Source organism: Dongia sp. P2_B8 (genome assembly GCF_056404715.1).
Genome location: NZ_JBFUDM010000003.1, coordinates 96225 through 111243 on the forward strand (window position 1 = coordinate 96225; position 15019 = coordinate 111243).

Consider the following 15019-nt stretch of genomic DNA (forward strand, 5'->3'; position numbering starts at 1 on the left):
TAACCCTCCCCCTCAAGGGCGGAGGGGACTGGATGGAATCTCCCTCCCCCCTTGAGGGGGAGGGGTGGGGAGGGGGGTAGTGACTGAAAACTCTACACATCACAAAACTCACGCCGGCCGCTTCGGGACCAGCAGCATGGCTTCGCCTTCCAGCACCACGGTCTCGCCGACCTTGGCGATGGTGGAGAAGGTGGCGCGGCCTTTTTCCTTGTCGACGGCGGTGGCCGTGCAGCGCGCAACCACGGTATCGCCGATCCGGACCGGCGCCTTGAACTTCAGCGACTGCGACAGATAGATGCAGCCAGGCCCAGGCAGCTTGGTGCCGAACACGGCGGAGATGAAGCCAGCCGTCAGCATGCCGTGGGCGATGCGGCCCTTGAACATGGTGGGCTTGGCGAATTCCTCGTCGAGATGCACCGGGTTGGTGTCGCCGGAGAGGCCGGCAAAGAGCACGATATCGGTCTCCGTCACCGTCTTTGAAAAGACGGCGGTCATGCCCGTATCGATTTCATCGACATATTTTCCGCGCAACTCATCCGCGTAACCGGCGCTCATGAAACCCTCTCCCAAGGTCTGCGTCGGTCTTTGCCGCAACGGGCACCGCACCGCACAAATCGGGCCGCACTATAGCGACCGCCCCCACCTGCCTCAAGGACAGGCGGCGCAAGATTGTGGCCCATTTTGTCATGCCCGGGTCTTCGCCCGGGGATGACGAGCAAACTGGGGAAGCGAGCGCCCCTTGCACATCCCACCTACCGATCCTAAATTGCAAGCAGTTATCAACGGAGCCCTGCGTGAGCGAAAGCCAAAGATCCGGATGCCCGATCAACCTGACCCTGGAGGCCCTGGGCGACCGGTGGAGCCTCCTCATCATCCGCGACATGATGTTCGGCAACCGCCGCCATTTCCGCGAATTGCTGGGGAAATCCGAGGAAGGCATCGCCTCCAACATCCTTGCTGACCGGCTGAAGCGGCTCCTGGAAGCCGGCTTCATCACCCGCGCCGACGATCCCAGCCACAAGCAGAAGGCGATCTACAGCCTCTCGGAAAAGGCCATCCAACTGGTGCCCTTGCTCGCCCATATGGGCGCCTGGGGCAGCCGCCACACAAAGGCCACCTACACGCTGTCGGTGCGGGCGAAATTGCTGGAGGAAGGCGGGCCGCCTTTCTGGGCGGAATTCATGGACGAATTGCGCGAGACCCATCTCGGGCTGCCGCTGAAATCCACCGCCCCCCGCGCCAGCGAAAAACTGCGGGCTGCCTATGAAGCGGCGGTGGCCAAGGAGAAGGCATAGTTGCACAAACGCCCCTCACCCCAACCCCTCTCCCCATTTCATGGGGCGAGGGGCTTGAGAGCGAGCTCGTCAGAGACTCCCTCGCCCCGCTTGCGGGGAGAGGGTCGGGGTGAGGGGTCTTGCTTCCTTCACCCAAGCGGGTCGATCGGTACCAAATCGCGGATGCCCAGAATCTCCTCGCAGACCAGCGCATGCGAGAGCAGCGCGCCTTCACCGCGTGGTTTGCCCACCAGCTGCATCCCCATCGGCCTGCCATCCTCAGAGAAGCCACAGGGCAGCGAGAGAACCGGACAGGAGGTCATGGTGATGAGTGCTGCGAGCTTCAGCCATTCGACATAATTGTCGAGTTGCTCGCCGTTGATCTCCCGCGGCCAGCGCTCCTTGATGTCGCGTGGCAGGATGGGGGCTGCCGGCAGGATGAGAAGGTCATAGGTCTTGAACAGCGTCACCATGTCGGCATAGAGGCGCGAACGGCGGAGATGCGCCTTGCCGATCTGCGCGCTGCTGAGCGCCAGGCCCTTTTCCGTGTTCCAGATCACTTCGGGCTTCAATTTGTCGCGATGCTGGTTGAGGAGCGTCTGCACGGTGGCGGCAAAATCGGCTGCGCGCAGGGTCTGGAAGGCATTGCCGACACCGCTGAAATCGGGCGTCGCTCCTTCGACCTTGAGGCCCGCTGCGGCCAGCTTCTCCAGCGCCCGGCGGCAGATATCCTTGACCTCGGGCTCGATCGGCAGGCCGGCCGGATCGAGGCAGAAGGCAATGCGCCCCGGCTTCGTGCGGCGGAGGGCGGCACTGAGAAAGGGCTCGGCATCCACCGGATAGGAGATCGGATCCTCGATATGCCAGCCAGCCATGGCATCCAGCATCAGGGCCGTATCGGCCACGTTCCGTCCCATCGGCCCATTGACCGAGAGCATGTCGAAGCGCAACTCACCCGGGCCCGATGGCACGCGGCCGGGTGAGGGACGCAGGCCCACGACCGAGCAGAAGGCTGCCGGCGTGCGCAAGGACCCGCCAAGATCCGAGCCGGTCGCCATCCACACCTGGCCCGTGGCCAGCGCCACCGCGGCACCGCCGGAAGAGCCGCCGGCATTCAGCTTGATGTTCCAGGGATTATAGGTTTCGCCATGCACCTCGTTGAAGGTGTTGGCACCGGCGCCGAATTCCGGCGTGTTGGTCATGCCGAGCACGATACCGCCATTCTCTTCGATCTTCTCGACCATGATGTCGGATCTCACCGGCACATTGTCAGCAAAGATCGGCGAACCATAGGTCGTGCGCACGCCGGCGACGTCACTCAATTCCTTTACGCCGAAGGGCAGGCCGGCCAGCAACCCGCGCTGGGCGATCGGCTTTTGCATGAGGCGCCGGGCGTGGTCGCGGGCGCGGTCGGCGCACAGGGTCACCATGGCGTTGACCTTGGGCCCCACCGCCTCGATGCGTGCCAGCGCATCGTCGATGAGATCGAGCGGTGTGACTTCGCCCTTCTTCAGAAGCTCGACGGCCTTGACGGCGGACAGGCGCCAGAATTCGCTCATGCTTATTCTCCTTAAGCCGCCACGAAATGGCCGGCGCTCACTTCGCGGAAGGTGACATAGTCCGGCGTGAAATCGACGGGCCGGAACGGGCTCGGCACTTCGCCTTCGATGCGCTTGCGGTCGCGCTGCCAATCGTCGGAATGACGGCGCGCCGGGTCGGGAATGGGGACCGCCGCCAGCAGCTTCCGGGTATAGGGATGCTGCGGATTACCCAGAACAGCACGCGTGGGGCCGGTCTCGACGATCTGCCCCAGCGACATCACGGCGACACGGTGGCTGATGCGCTCCACCACTGCCATGTCGTGGGAGATGAAGAGATAAGAAATCCCCAGCTCGTCCTGCAATTCCTTCATCAGCTCCAGGATCTGCGCCTGGATCGACACATCGAGCGCCGAGACGCATTCATCGGCCACGATCGCCTTGGGGCCAAGTGCAAGGGCGCGGGCGATGCAGATGCGCTGGCGCTGGCCGCCGGAAAATTCATGGGGGAAGCGAGCCAGCTGGTCAGGTGTCAGGCCGACGCGGCGGAAGAGCTCGGCTGCCTTTTCGCGGCGCTGTGCCGGCGTGCCGATATTGTGGATGACGAGCGGTTCCATCACCAGGTCGCCGACGCTCATGCGCGGGTCGAGCGAGGCCAGCGGGTCCTGGAAGATCATCTGCACGCGGCGGCGGATTGCTTTGAGCTCAGCCGTTGATTTATGGCCAGCCGCCTCGCCCTCGATGCGGATATCGCCGGTGCAGGCGACCAGATGGAGGAGCGCCTTGCCGGTGGTGGATTTGCCGCAACCGGATTCACCGACCAGGGCCAGCGTTTCCCCTGGCATGAGGTCGAAGCTGACCTTCTCCACCGCATGCACGCGCTGTGTCACGCGCTGCAACAGGCCGCCCTTGACGTCGAAGCGGACAATGAGATCCTTCACCTCGATGAGCGGCTTCGCATCCCCAAGATCAGGCATGGCCGGTGCGGCGGCACCTTGCGAAAAGCTCGGCACGGCAGCAAGCAGCGCCTTGGTATAGGGATGCTGCTGGTGGGCGAAGATCTCGGCCGTGGTGCCGCGCTCAACCGCCTCGCCCTTGCGCATCACGACGACGCGGTCGGCGATTTCAGCCACCACGCCCATATCATGGGTGATCATGATGATGGCGGTCCCGGTCTCGCGCTGCAGAGTCGCCATCAATTCCAGGATCTGCGCCTGGATGGTGACGTCAAGCGCCGTGGTCGGTTCGTCCGCGATGAGGATCTTCGGCCGTGCTGCCATCGCCATGGCGATCATGACGCGCTGACGCATGCCGCCGGAGAGTTCATGAGGATATTGCTTGAGGCGCCGCGCTGGTTCGGCGATGCGGACGGCCTCCAGCGCTTCGACGGCGCGCTTGCGCGCATCCTGCCAGCTGACACCCAGATGCCGCACCAGCCCCTCGGTCAGTTGCGTACCGATGGAGAGCACTGGATTGAGCGACGTCATCGGCTCTTGAAAGATCATGCTGATCTCGTTGCCGCGCAGGCGCGACATCTCCGGATCACCCAGGGTCAGCAGATCGCGCCCCAGGAAATGTGCCGAGCCTTGCACCACGCGGCCACCGGGCTTGGGCAGCAGGCCCATCAGCGACAAGGCGGTCACCGATTTTCCCGACCCGGATTCACCCGCGATGCAGAGCGTCTCGCCTGCGCGCAGATCGAAGCTCAATTTGTCGATCACCCGCACCGCCCCGTTGGGTGACGCGAACTCGACACAGAGATCGCGCACGTCGAGGAGAATATCGCCGACAGGTTTTTGGGGAATCATGATGCCGGACAAAGCGAAAGTAAGACAGCACCCCTCACCCCAACTCCTTTCCCCGCAAGCGGGGCGAGGGACTTCGCATACAGGCGGGCTGGACTATAGCCAAATGCACAGACAGCTCCCTCGCCCCGCGATAGCGGGGAGAGGGTGGGGGTGAGGGGTTGATACGCGTTCAATCCAGCACCACGCGGGGGAAATAGAAGGACACCACCCAGTTCGGCATGTCGACGATCTCGCTGATGCGGAGATCACCGCAGACCGAGCACAGCATATAGGCGTCCATGGCACTGATCTTGTGGCGCCGGGTCAAGAGCTCGATCATGCCACTGACCGCTGCCTTGGCGCCCGCCATCAGATCGGGCCCGATGCCGGTGGCGACATCATAGCCCTTGGCATCGAGGTGACGCGTGACCGGCCCCGCCGTGCGGAAATGCGGAAAGGCGATGTTGGCGCCCTTGATGAGATCGAGTTTCACGGTCACATCCATCGGGCTCTCGATGGCGGTCCCGCACACCTCGCCGTCACCCTGTGCGGCATGGGTATCGCCCAGCGAGAACAGGCCGCCGGCCACCTCGACCGGCAGATAAAGCTCGGTCCCCACCGACATGTCGCGGATATCCATATTGCCGCCGACGCGCCGCGGTGGCACCACGGAATGGAGGCCGGGTTCCGCCGGTGCCAGGCCGATCGTGCCGGCAAAGGGCTTCAGCGGCACGCTGGCGATGCCGCCGAACATGGCTGGCGCCAGCGAGCTCGCATCATATTTCCAGATATGCAGTGCTGGGTCCTTGAACTGGTCGGCCAGCAGGCCGAAGCCTGGAATGTTCGCCGTCCAGCCCCAGCCGCTGGGCTTATAAGAGAGCAGCGTCACCTTCACCGCATCGCCGGGCTGCGCGCCATCGATATAGACCGGTCCCGTGGTCGGGTTGACCTTGGCGAAATCGAGCCTGCCCATGTCGGCGACCGTCCAGGCGGGCGTGATCTGCCCGCCGGAACTGTCGATGGTCTCGAGATCGACCACGGTTCCCGGTGCCACGGTCAGCACCGGCTTTATTGAATTGTCCCAGCCATGGTGATGATGGTGGCGGTGAATGGTATGTGCCGCGTGCCCTGCCGTCGTCGAACCGTTGTGCGAACCGCTCATGATCTGCCTCGTCTCGTCCGTTACTGCTTCACCCAGACGGAATCATAGGGGAAGGGCTGGGTGATGATGTCCTTGAAGTAGCTGGGATCGCCGTCGATCTTGCTCGACTTCAGCGCATAGCGCCGCGCATTTACCAGCGGGACCCAGGGCGCATCCTTCATGATGTCGGCATAGATGCCCTTCCAGGCTGCCAGCCGCTCTGCGGCTTTCGCAGGATCGGCCATGGAATCGGCCGCCGTGGCGCGGGCGTCGATATCCTTGTTGCAATAGAAGGACCAGTTATAGCCACCCTCGATCGCCCCGGCGCAGCCCAGGATCGCGGTGTAGAAATTGGAAGGGTCCGGGAAATCCGCATACCATTCGGTGAGGCTCATCGGCGCACCATCGGGCTTGCTGCTGATGCCGACTTCGGTCGCAAGGTCGAGACCCTTCAATTCCACCGTGATGCCGATGGCGCTGAGATCCTGCTGGATCGCCTGGCCCAGGCGCGGCCAGGGATCGGCGTTCTGAAAATAAAGCTGCGTCGTGAAGCCGTCGCCCAGACCGGCCTTGGCGAGCAGTGCCTTGGCCGCCGCTACATCTTGCGGATAGCCCTTATAGTCCGGGTCATAGCCGCCCATGGCCGGCGGCAGCACCTGCGTTGCCGGTGTCGCGCGGTTGTTGAGGATCTTTGCCAGCCGCTCCTTGTCGATCGCCATGTTGACGGCCTGCCGCACCTCGACCTTGTCGAACGGCTTCAGGTTCAAATTCATGGCGAGATAATTGGTATTGAGCTGGTCGGCGGTGATGAAGCGGTCCTGCAACGCGGCGTTCTTGGAAATCTCCAGGAACTTCGCCGGCGGAAAAATATCGCCGGTGATGTCGGCTTCGTCGTTCTGGACTTTCAGGACCTGTACCACCGGCTCAATGCCGAACTGGATGGTGATCTTGTCGGCAAAGCCCTTATCCTTGTTCCAGCCGTCGACAAAGCGATCGAGCACGATGCGCTGGCCGGGCGTGTATTCGGCAAGGCTATAGGCGCCGGTGCCGACGATGTGATGGGTAAAGTCCTGGCCGTATTTCTCGACCTCTTCCTTCGGCACGACCATGCCGAAATTCAAGCCGAACACGGACAGCATGGTGGCATTTGGCGCCGAGAGCTCGAACTTGACCGTGTGTTCGTCCGGCAGGGTGATGCCGGTGATCTCCGTCGCCTTGCCGTCGGCGAAATCCTGATAGCCCTTGATCGAGGCGAAATAACCAGCACCTGGGCTCTGCGTCTTCGGATCGGCAACGCGCTCGATCGAATATTTGACGTCGGCCGATGTCATGAGGCGGCCGTTATGAAACTTCACCCCGTCATGCAGCTTGAACGTGTAGGTGAGGCCATCTGGCGAGATCTCGTAGCTTTCGGCCAAATCCGGCACCAGTTCCGTCGTGCCGGGCTTGTAATCCATCAACCCATCGAACACGGCGCGGATCGGCGACCAGCTCTGGAAGGTGTAGCCGATGGCCGGGTCCATCGAATCGAAATCATCCTTGAACAGCACCGTGTATTCGCCACCGCGCTTGGGCTCGTCGGCGGCTGCGAGGGTGGTAAGGCTGATGGCAAGGAGAGCTACGAAGGAAACGGTGCTGATTAGGCGCTGCATGACGACCTCGGAAAACTTTGGAACGCGGGGGAAGATCAAGCGGTGGGCTGGCGTCCCTTCCGCCCCGCATGAACCTAAACGTTATCCGGTCTAACCGCCATCCGTCACGTAGACTTCATCGTAGTTGACCGGGATATGAAGTGGGTCGCCCAGTTGGCCGTCCGGGCCGTCGACACGCCGTGAATGGATGGCAATGGCTCGTTCGTGAAAGACCGGCACCCAAGGCGCATCTGCCATGATATCGGAGAAGATTTTGCCCCATATATCGATGCGTTCCCCCGCTTTTGCCGGACTCGCCATCGCATCGGCTTTGGCTGCGCGTTCATCGAGGTTTTCGTTGCAATACCATGACCAGTTCCACTTTGCCGTTCGGCCAAAACAACTCAACGGTACGGCATAGAAATTCGAGGGATCGGGTATAGGGGCATTCCAGGCAAGCCCGCCGGACCAAATCATTGGGGCGCCGATCGGGCTGCCGCCGCGGGAAATGATTTTTTCTATATCGAGCGACTTGATCTCAGCCCTTATGCCGATAGCAGCAAGATCCTGCTGGATGGCGCCGGCGATCAGTGGTTGGGGGTCGATGTTTGTGACATAAAGTTCGGTATCGAAGCCCCCACCAAATCCCGCCTGCTTCATCTTGGCTTTGGCGCCTTCGACATCGTAAGGATAGCCCTTGTAGGACGTGTTATGGCCCGGCATGGCCGGCGGCAACAATTGATCGGCCACAACGCCGTGATCGTCGATCAGCTCAACGATACGCTTCTTATCTATCGCCATGTTGACCGCTTGACGGACAGCCAGCTTGTCGAAGGGAGGCATGTTGACATTCATGGCGATGAAGGCGGTCTGCAATTGATCTGTTGCCGTAACGAGGTCGCGGGTTGCCGGATCAAGGACCACGTCAGAATAGATGGAAGGCGGCACGCTGTCGCCGGCAATGTCGACATCGCCGGCCTGAAGCCTCTGCACGGCAACGATCGGATCCACACCGATCTCGAAGGTAATTTTGTTAAGATGCGGCAGGCCCTGCTTGTGATAATCGGCGTAACGTTCCAGAACGATTTTCTGATCGGGTGCCCATGATGCGACCTTGAACGCGCCGGTTCCCACAGGCCGGTGACCGAAATCACCGCCGATTTTTTCCACTTCTTCTTTTGGCACGATGTAAGCGAAATTAATTGCCATGAGATGCAGCATCGTAGCGTCAGGCTCAACAAGCTCGATCTTCACCGTATGGTCATCCGCCACGACGATGCCGAAGATGTCGTCAGCACTGCCGCCTTGGAACTCGGCGACGCCTTTGATATTTCCATAATAGCCGGCGCCAGGGCTGAGCGTGCCCGGATAGATCATGCGCCTTAGCGAATACTTCACGTCGCCTGCTTTCATTTCGCGGCCGTTGTGAAACTTCACGCCATGGCGCAAATGGAACGTATAGATCAGGCCGTCGGGCGAAATGGAGTAGCTCTCGGCAAGATCGGGCACCAGTTCTGTGGTGCCGGGTTTGTAGTCAAGCAGGCCATCGAACACACTCTTGATCACCGACCAATTCTGCCAGTCGTAACCCACGGCAGGATCCAATGTCGACAGATCGTCGCGAAGCGTGACGACAATGCTTCCGCCTGGTTTCAACGCGGCACGTGTGGCGACGGTGGTCTTCGCCGGGCCGACGTTCTGAGGAGACGCGCCGCACGCACTCAGGGTGCACAAGAAGCCCAAAAGTCCGGCCGCAAGGAGATTGCGCATCGTCATGATTGTTGTCTTGAGAGAAGCGAGGGCGGCAAGGTTGCCGCCCTCGCCATGACATCACTTGCCATCAGTCGCATAGACTTCGTCGTAATTGGCGACGGGAATATGGATCGGATCGGTGTAGTTGCCGGCCACGCGCTTGGAATGGACGACGTAGTTCACTTCGTTGAAGATCGGTGCCCAGGGCGCGTCCTTCATCACGTCGACGAAGATCTTGCCCCATTCGGCATCGCGTTCCGCAGCCTTGGCCGGATCGGTCATGGCGTTCGCGGCATCGGCGCGGGCGTCGAGATCCTTGTTGCAATACCAGGACCAGTTCCACCCGCCGTCGACCGCGCCACCGCAACCCAGGATCGCGGTGTAGAAGTTGGAAGGGTCGGGGAAATCGGCGATCCAGGCCATGCCACCCGACCAGATCATCGGCGCACCATCCTTCTTGCCGCCGGCAGCGATCACGGTGCCCATGTCCTGGGTTTTGAGATTGACCTTGATGCCGATGGCGCTGAGATCCTGCTGGATCGCCTGGGCGATCCTGGGCTGCGGATCAGTGTTCATGACATACATGTCCGTCTCGATCCCGCCTTCGAGGCCAGCTTCCTTCATTTTCGCCTTGGCGCCTTCGACGTCATAGGCATAGCCCTTATAGCTCTTGTCATAGCCGGGCATGGCGGGCGGCAAGGGCTGGTTGGCCGGCACCGCGCGATTGTTGATCAGCTGGACGATGCGGTCCTTGTTGATAGCCATGTTGACGGCCTGGCGCACCGCCGCCTTGTCGAAGGGCGGCATGTTGACGTTCATGGCGACATAGCCGGTCTGCAACTGGTCGACCTTTTGGACCTGATCCTTCATGGTGGGGTCGGCCATCACTTCGACGAACTTTGCCGGTGGCACGCCGTCGCCGACGAAATCCACTTCGCCCTTCTGCAGGCGCAACAGCGCCACGACAGGTTCCTGGCCGATCTCGAAGGTGATCTTGTCGAGATAGGGGTGGCCCTTAAAGCGATAATCGGCATTGCGCTCGAACACGATCTTCTGGCCGGGCGCCCATTCGGTCATCTTGAAGGCGCCGGTGCCCACCGGATGCTTGCCGAAATCGGCGCCGTATTTCTCAACCTCTTCCTTCGGCACAACGAACGAGAAGTTGAGCGCCATGAGGTGCAGCATGGTGGCGTCGGGATGGCTGAGTTCGATCTTGACCGTGTTGGCGTCGGGCGCCGAGACGCCGGCCAGTTCCTTGGCCTTGCCGGATTGGTAATCCTCGAAGCCCTTGACGGCGCCGTAATAGCCGGCACCCGGGCTTTGCGTCGCTGGATTGATCATGCGCTCGAAAGAGTATTTCACGTCGGCCGAATTCATCTCGCGGCCGTTCTGGAACTTGACGCCCTTGCGCAGCACAAAGGTATAGGTGAGGCCATCGGGCGAAATGGTGTAGCTCTCGGCAAGATCCGGAATGATATCCGTGGTCCCTGGCTTGTAGTCGAGCAGGCCGTCGAACACGCTCTTGATCATCGACCAGTTCTTCCAGTCATAGCCGATGGCGGGATCCAGGGTTGGGATCTCGTCCTTGAAAGTGACGATGATCGACCCGCCCTGCTTGGGCTCGCCGGTCGCCGCCGGGGCGGCGGCCGTCTCTGTGGCAGCCGGTGCCGCAGCAGGCGCCGCTTCGGTCGTCGCCGTCGCGTTGGCCGCCGGCGTTGCCTGGCTTTGGGCCTCTTCCTTCTTTTCTTCGCCACAAGCACCCAGGAGTAGTAGGGGTGCGAGCAGGGAAATGAGCGAAACAGATGCGAGCAAACGGGTCATCGGGACCTCCTGTCCAAAGGGTGTGCGTTTCTTTTGTCGATTTAAGCCATATGCCTATTTAAGCCTTATTCTGGGGTCGATCAGCGGTGCCGCGAGGTCGGCCAGCAGATTGCCAAGGACGATGGCACAGGCCGAGACCAGCGTCACGCCCATGATGATCGGAATATCGATCTGTTGAATGGCCTGCCAGGTCAACTGCCCGATCCCCGGCCAGCCGAACACCGATTCCACCACCACGATGCCGCTCATGAAGATGCCGATATCGATGCCGACCATGGCGATGATAGGCAAAATGGCGTTGGGCACGATATGGACAAAGACAATGCGCATGCGCCCCAAGCCCTTGGCCCGCGCGGTCCGCACGAAATCCTGCCGCAACACCTCGATCACGGAAGAGCGCATCATGCGGGCATACCAGCCACCGCCCAGCAGGCCCAGGGTCAGCGCCGGCAGCACGATCTGCCTCAAGCTGCCGTAGCCGCCGATCGGAAACCAGCCCAGCCACACGGCAAAGACATAGAGCATGGTATAGCCCAGCAGGAATTGCGGTGCCGAGACGAAAACGAAGGCGCCGATCATCACGGTCTGGTCGATGAGCGTGTTGCGCCGGAACGCGGCAACGGCCCCGATGGTCAGGCCGATGACAAGCTCGAAGCCGATGGCAGCCGCCATCAGCCACAAGGTGGCCGGCAGACGCGAGGCAATGAGCTCCGAAACCTGGCTGCGCTGCACATAGGAGCGGCCGAGATCGCCGGTCGCAAGCTTGCCGAGGTACCGCCCGTATTGCTGCCAGATCGGCAGATCGAGGCCCAGTTGATGGCGAACCTGCTCGACTTGGGCGACGCTGGCGGTGCGGCCAGCGACCTGGCGGGCCGGATCGGCGGGCAGGGCGAACAGAATGATGAAAGTGATGAGGCTGATGCCGATCAGCGTGAGCAGCGCCTGGAAAATCCGCCGGATCAGATAGCCAGCCATCAGTGCCGCCCCCGCAAGGTGGGGTCGAGGATGTCGCGGAGCGCGTCGCCGATCAGGTTGAAGGAGAGCGCCAGCATGCCGATGGCGATACCCGGAAAGAACACCAGCCAGGGCGCGCTTTCGAAATAGGTCTGGTTCTCGTTGACCATGTTGCCCCAGCTCGGCGTCGGTGGCTGCACGCCGATGCCAAGATAAGAGAGCGTCGCTTCGAAGAGCGAAGTGGTGGCGATGCCGAGCGTGCCCCAGACGATGAGGGTGGGAATGAGATGCGGCAGGATATGGCGGCATAGGATGCGTGGTGTCGAGGCCCCCACCGACCGCACGGCCGTCACATATTCGCGCTCTGCGAGAGAAATCGTCTCGGAATAGATGACGCGGGCGATCTGCACCCAGCTCACCATGGCGATGACGAAGGCCACGATCCACAAGCTCGGCTGGAACATGGAGGCGAGCAGAATGGCCAGCAGCAAGGCCGGAAACGCCATCATCAAATCGGTAAAGCGCATGAGAGCGCTGCCGACATTGCCGCGGAGATAACCCGCGGTGACTCCGATCAGCGCACCAATCGCGATCGCCACACCATTGGCGACCACACCCACGATCAGGGTCGCCCGCGCGCCATAGATGAGGCGGGAGAGCAGGTCGCGGCCGAGAAGATCGGTGCCCAGCCAGAATTGTGCACCCGGCGGCAGCGGCGCCCCTTCGAGCGTCAAGCCTTCGAAAAACTGCTGGTCCGGTGGATAGGGGGCAAGCCACGGCGCCAGAATCGCCGCCAGGGCGAAGATGGCGATGACGATGAGGCCCAGCAGCGCCAGTTTGCGCTTCAGGATCGCGCCGATGATCATGGATGCAATCTTGGAGTTGGTTCAGAATTTCATTGGAACATAGAGCCGCGCCAGAAGGCGATCAAGCCATGTTGGGTACGCGCGCGCTCTCTTTCGGCATCGCTCTCTCTGGATTGCCGCCATCCGCCGGGCTTGCTTCATCGTCATCTCCGGGCTTGATCCGGGGATCAGGCCCGGGGATCAGGCCCGGGGATCAGGCCCGGGGATCAGGTATGACGGGGCTCTGTCTTTCGGTTGTTGGCTGATGCCCGGGTCACGCCCGGGCATGACGATCTGAACTAGATTGTATCCATACGCTCTCGAAGAGGATGCTCAAACCGCCGCCGGTTTCCCGCGCAGAACGTAAAGCCCCGCGCCGATGATCAGCGTAACACCGGAGAGGGTCGTGACACTTGGCACCTCGTTCCAGATCCACCAGCCGGACAAGGCCCCGAACAGGATCGAGATATATTCAAACGGCGTCACGATATTGGCTTCCGCGAGGCGATAGGCCTGTGTGAGCAAGTAACTGCCGCAGGCCCCCACCAACCCGGTGGAAGCGATGAGCAGCAAATCGCGCGTTCCCGGCATGACCCAGGGCCGCAGCAGGAACTGGAAGCTCTGATCCGCAATCCCCACTGAGAGATCCGGCCCCAGATTGGTGGCAAGGGCCGTGACAATGGCGCCGAAGAGGAAGACGATGTTCTGATAACTGGCCATCACGGCGCCGCTTTCCGTGTCGGCAAGCTTGCGTGCCATCAGCGCCGCCAAGCCATAGAAGAGGGGCGAGGCCAGCGCCAGGAACGCCGCGGGCGTGAGGAAACTGCCGACCGTGCCGGCTTCTGTGCCGCTGAAACTCGGCCCCAGGCAGATCACCAGCACGCCCATGAACCCCACGATCACCGCTACGAACTGGCTGAGGCGCACCTTCTCGCCCAGCATCGGTCCCGACAGCAGCACGATGAACAAGGGTGCGGCGAAGAACAGGGCCACCACGACCGCCAGCGGCAAGGCCGCCATGGCGAGATAATAAGTCGTGTAGGAAACCAGCAGCAGCCCGGCGCGCAAGAACAGCAGGCCCATCTTCCCCGACCGCAAGGCGCGGAAGCCGCCGCCACCGAAATGCAGCAGGAAGGCCAAGGGAATGCAGGCGATGAAACCGCGCACGGTGAGGACTTCCGAGAGCGGATAACCGCCCCCGCTCATCAGCTTGATGACGACATCCTGCAGTGAAAACACCGCTGCCCCGGCGCACAGGCACAGAATGCCCGGCAGGGGCGATGCCTTCAGCGCCGCATCCCGCCCCGATCCAGTCCGCCCCGATCCATCTCGCCCCGATCCATCCCGCCTGGGCGTATCCCCTGATGTCGCCAAAATACACGCCCGATGCTGAAAACTGCGAAAGCCCGGGCCGCTTCGTTTATCGCGATGAAGCAGCCAAGGCGCGCGCAGTCTGCACATCGGCGCGTGCCTCGGCAATGTCGTAATCGTACAAGTCCGGTGACGACCTTAAAGTCCGGCCGTGGCCGGACTTTGCCGTGTCAGATGCCGCGGGTGATGCCGCCGTCGATGCGGATGTTCTGCCCAGTGATATAGGCGGCCCCTTGCGATGCGAGGAACGCGATCGTGGCCGCCACTTCTTCGCTGGTGCCGTAGCGCTGCATCGGGATGCCCTGGCGGCGCTCCTCCGTCGCGGGCAGGCTGTCGATCCAGCCCGGCAGCACATTGTTCATGCGCACATTGTCGGCCGCATATTGGTCGGCGAAGATCTTGGTATAGGCGGCAAGACCGGCGCGGGCTACTGCCGAGGTCGGGAACATCGGGCTGGGCTCAAAGGCCCAGGCTGTGGAAATGTTGATGATCGTGCCGGATTTTTGCGTCGCCATGATGGGCGCCACCAGCCGCGTCGCGCGCACCACATTCATGAAATAGACATCGATCCCGCGGTGCCAGTCTTCATCGGTCAGTTCCAGCACGGGCTTCCTCGGGCCATGGCCGGCACTGTTCACGAGCACGTCGATCCGGCCCCAGCGCGCCATCGTCTCATCTACCAGCCGCTTCAGATCCTCGTTCGATTGGTTCGATCCGGTGACGCCGATCCCACCCAGTTCCTTGGCCAGGGCCTCGCCCTTGCCGGAGGAGGACAGGACGGCGACCTTGAACCCGTCCGCCGCCAGTTTGCGCGCCGCCGCGGCACCCATGCCGCTGCCGCCAGCCGTGATGATCGCTACTTTTTCTATCGCCATTCTCTTGTCCTCGGCCTGGATGAAATCTTC

General features: G+C 61.8%; 12 protein-coding genes. 1 reads left to right on the plus strand and 11 read right to left on the minus strand.

Features of this window, described 5'->3' with window-relative positions; translation table 11 throughout:
- Positions 1 to 108 precede the first annotated feature (108 nt).
- Positions 109 to 555: a MaoC family dehydratase gene (locus AC1DWZ_RS08105; protein WP_477168371.1), complete on the minus strand. Its 447-nt coding sequence runs from the start codon at positions 553 to 555 to the stop codon at positions 109 to 111.
- Between the two features lie 239 nt (positions 556 to 794).
- Between AC1DWZ_RS08105 and AC1DWZ_RS08110 the strand changes: the two genes are divergently transcribed.
- Positions 795 to 1295 carry a winged helix-turn-helix transcriptional regulator gene (locus AC1DWZ_RS08110; protein ID WP_477168372.1) on the plus strand — a complete coding sequence of 167 codons (501 nt, stop codon included), beginning with the start codon at positions 795 to 797 and terminating at the stop codon, positions 1293 to 1295.
- Positions 1296 to 1423: 128 nt separating this feature from the next.
- On the opposite strand, the gene AC1DWZ_RS08115 is transcribed toward AC1DWZ_RS08110, so the two are convergent.
- The 10 genes from AC1DWZ_RS08115 to AC1DWZ_RS08160 form a co-directional block, all read right to left on the minus strand.
- The gene (locus AC1DWZ_RS08115) at positions 1424 to 2833 is read right to left on the minus strand and encodes an amidase (RefSeq protein WP_477168373.1); all 1410 of its coding nucleotides are present in this window, start codon (positions 2831 to 2833) and stop codon (positions 1424 to 1426) included.
- 11 nt (positions 2834 to 2844) lie between these two features.
- Positions 2845 to 4620 (minus strand): ABC transporter ATP-binding protein, encoded by a 1776-nt coding sequence (locus AC1DWZ_RS08120; RefSeq protein ID WP_477168374.1) that lies wholly within the window; start codon positions 4618 to 4620, stop codon positions 2845 to 2847.
- 169 nt (positions 4621 to 4789) lie between these two features.
- Complete coding sequence (locus tag AC1DWZ_RS08125) at positions 4790 to 5761, minus strand: acetamidase/formamidase family protein (protein ID WP_477168375.1); 972 nt, start codon at positions 5759 to 5761, stop codon at positions 4790 to 4792.
- A gap of 20 nt (positions 5762 to 5781) precedes the next feature.
- On the minus strand, positions 5782 to 7392 hold the full coding sequence (locus AC1DWZ_RS08130) for an ABC transporter substrate-binding protein (RefSeq protein ID WP_477168376.1): 1611 nt from the start codon (positions 7390 to 7392) through the stop codon (positions 5782 to 5784).
- A 90-nt stretch (positions 7393 to 7482) separates the two neighbouring features.
- On the minus strand, positions 7483 to 9147 hold the full coding sequence (locus AC1DWZ_RS08135; protein ID WP_477168377.1) for an ABC transporter substrate-binding protein: 1665 nt from the start codon (positions 9145 to 9147) through the stop codon (positions 7483 to 7485).
- Between the two features lie 54 nt (positions 9148 to 9201).
- Positions 9202 to 10944 carry an ABC transporter substrate-binding protein gene (locus AC1DWZ_RS08140; RefSeq protein ID WP_477168378.1) on the minus strand — a complete coding sequence of 581 codons (1743 nt, stop codon included), beginning with the start codon at positions 10942 to 10944 and terminating at the stop codon, positions 9202 to 9204.
- A 54-nt stretch (positions 10945 to 10998) separates the two neighbouring features.
- Positions 10999 to 11919 carry an ABC transporter permease gene (locus tag AC1DWZ_RS08145; RefSeq protein WP_477168379.1) on the minus strand — a complete coding sequence of 307 codons (921 nt, stop codon included), beginning with the start codon at positions 11917 to 11919 and terminating at the stop codon, positions 10999 to 11001.
- Positions 11919 to 12764: an ABC transporter permease gene (locus AC1DWZ_RS08150; protein WP_477168380.1), complete on the minus strand. Its 846-nt coding sequence runs from the start codon at positions 12762 to 12764 to the stop codon at positions 11919 to 11921. Before AC1DWZ_RS08150 ends, AC1DWZ_RS08145 begins: the two co-directional genes overlap by 1 nt.
- A gap of 312 nt (positions 12765 to 13076) precedes the next feature.
- On the minus strand, positions 13077 to 14204 hold the full coding sequence (locus AC1DWZ_RS08155; RefSeq protein WP_477168381.1) for a DMT family transporter: 1128 nt from the start codon (positions 14202 to 14204) through the stop codon (positions 13077 to 13079).
- Positions 14205 to 14284: 80 nt separating this feature from the next.
- Positions 14285 to 14989, minus strand: a complete 705-nt coding sequence (locus AC1DWZ_RS08160) for an SDR family oxidoreductase (RefSeq protein ID WP_477168382.1) — start codon at positions 14987 to 14989, stop codon at positions 14285 to 14287.
- Between the last annotated feature and the right edge of the window lie 30 nt (positions 14990 to 15019).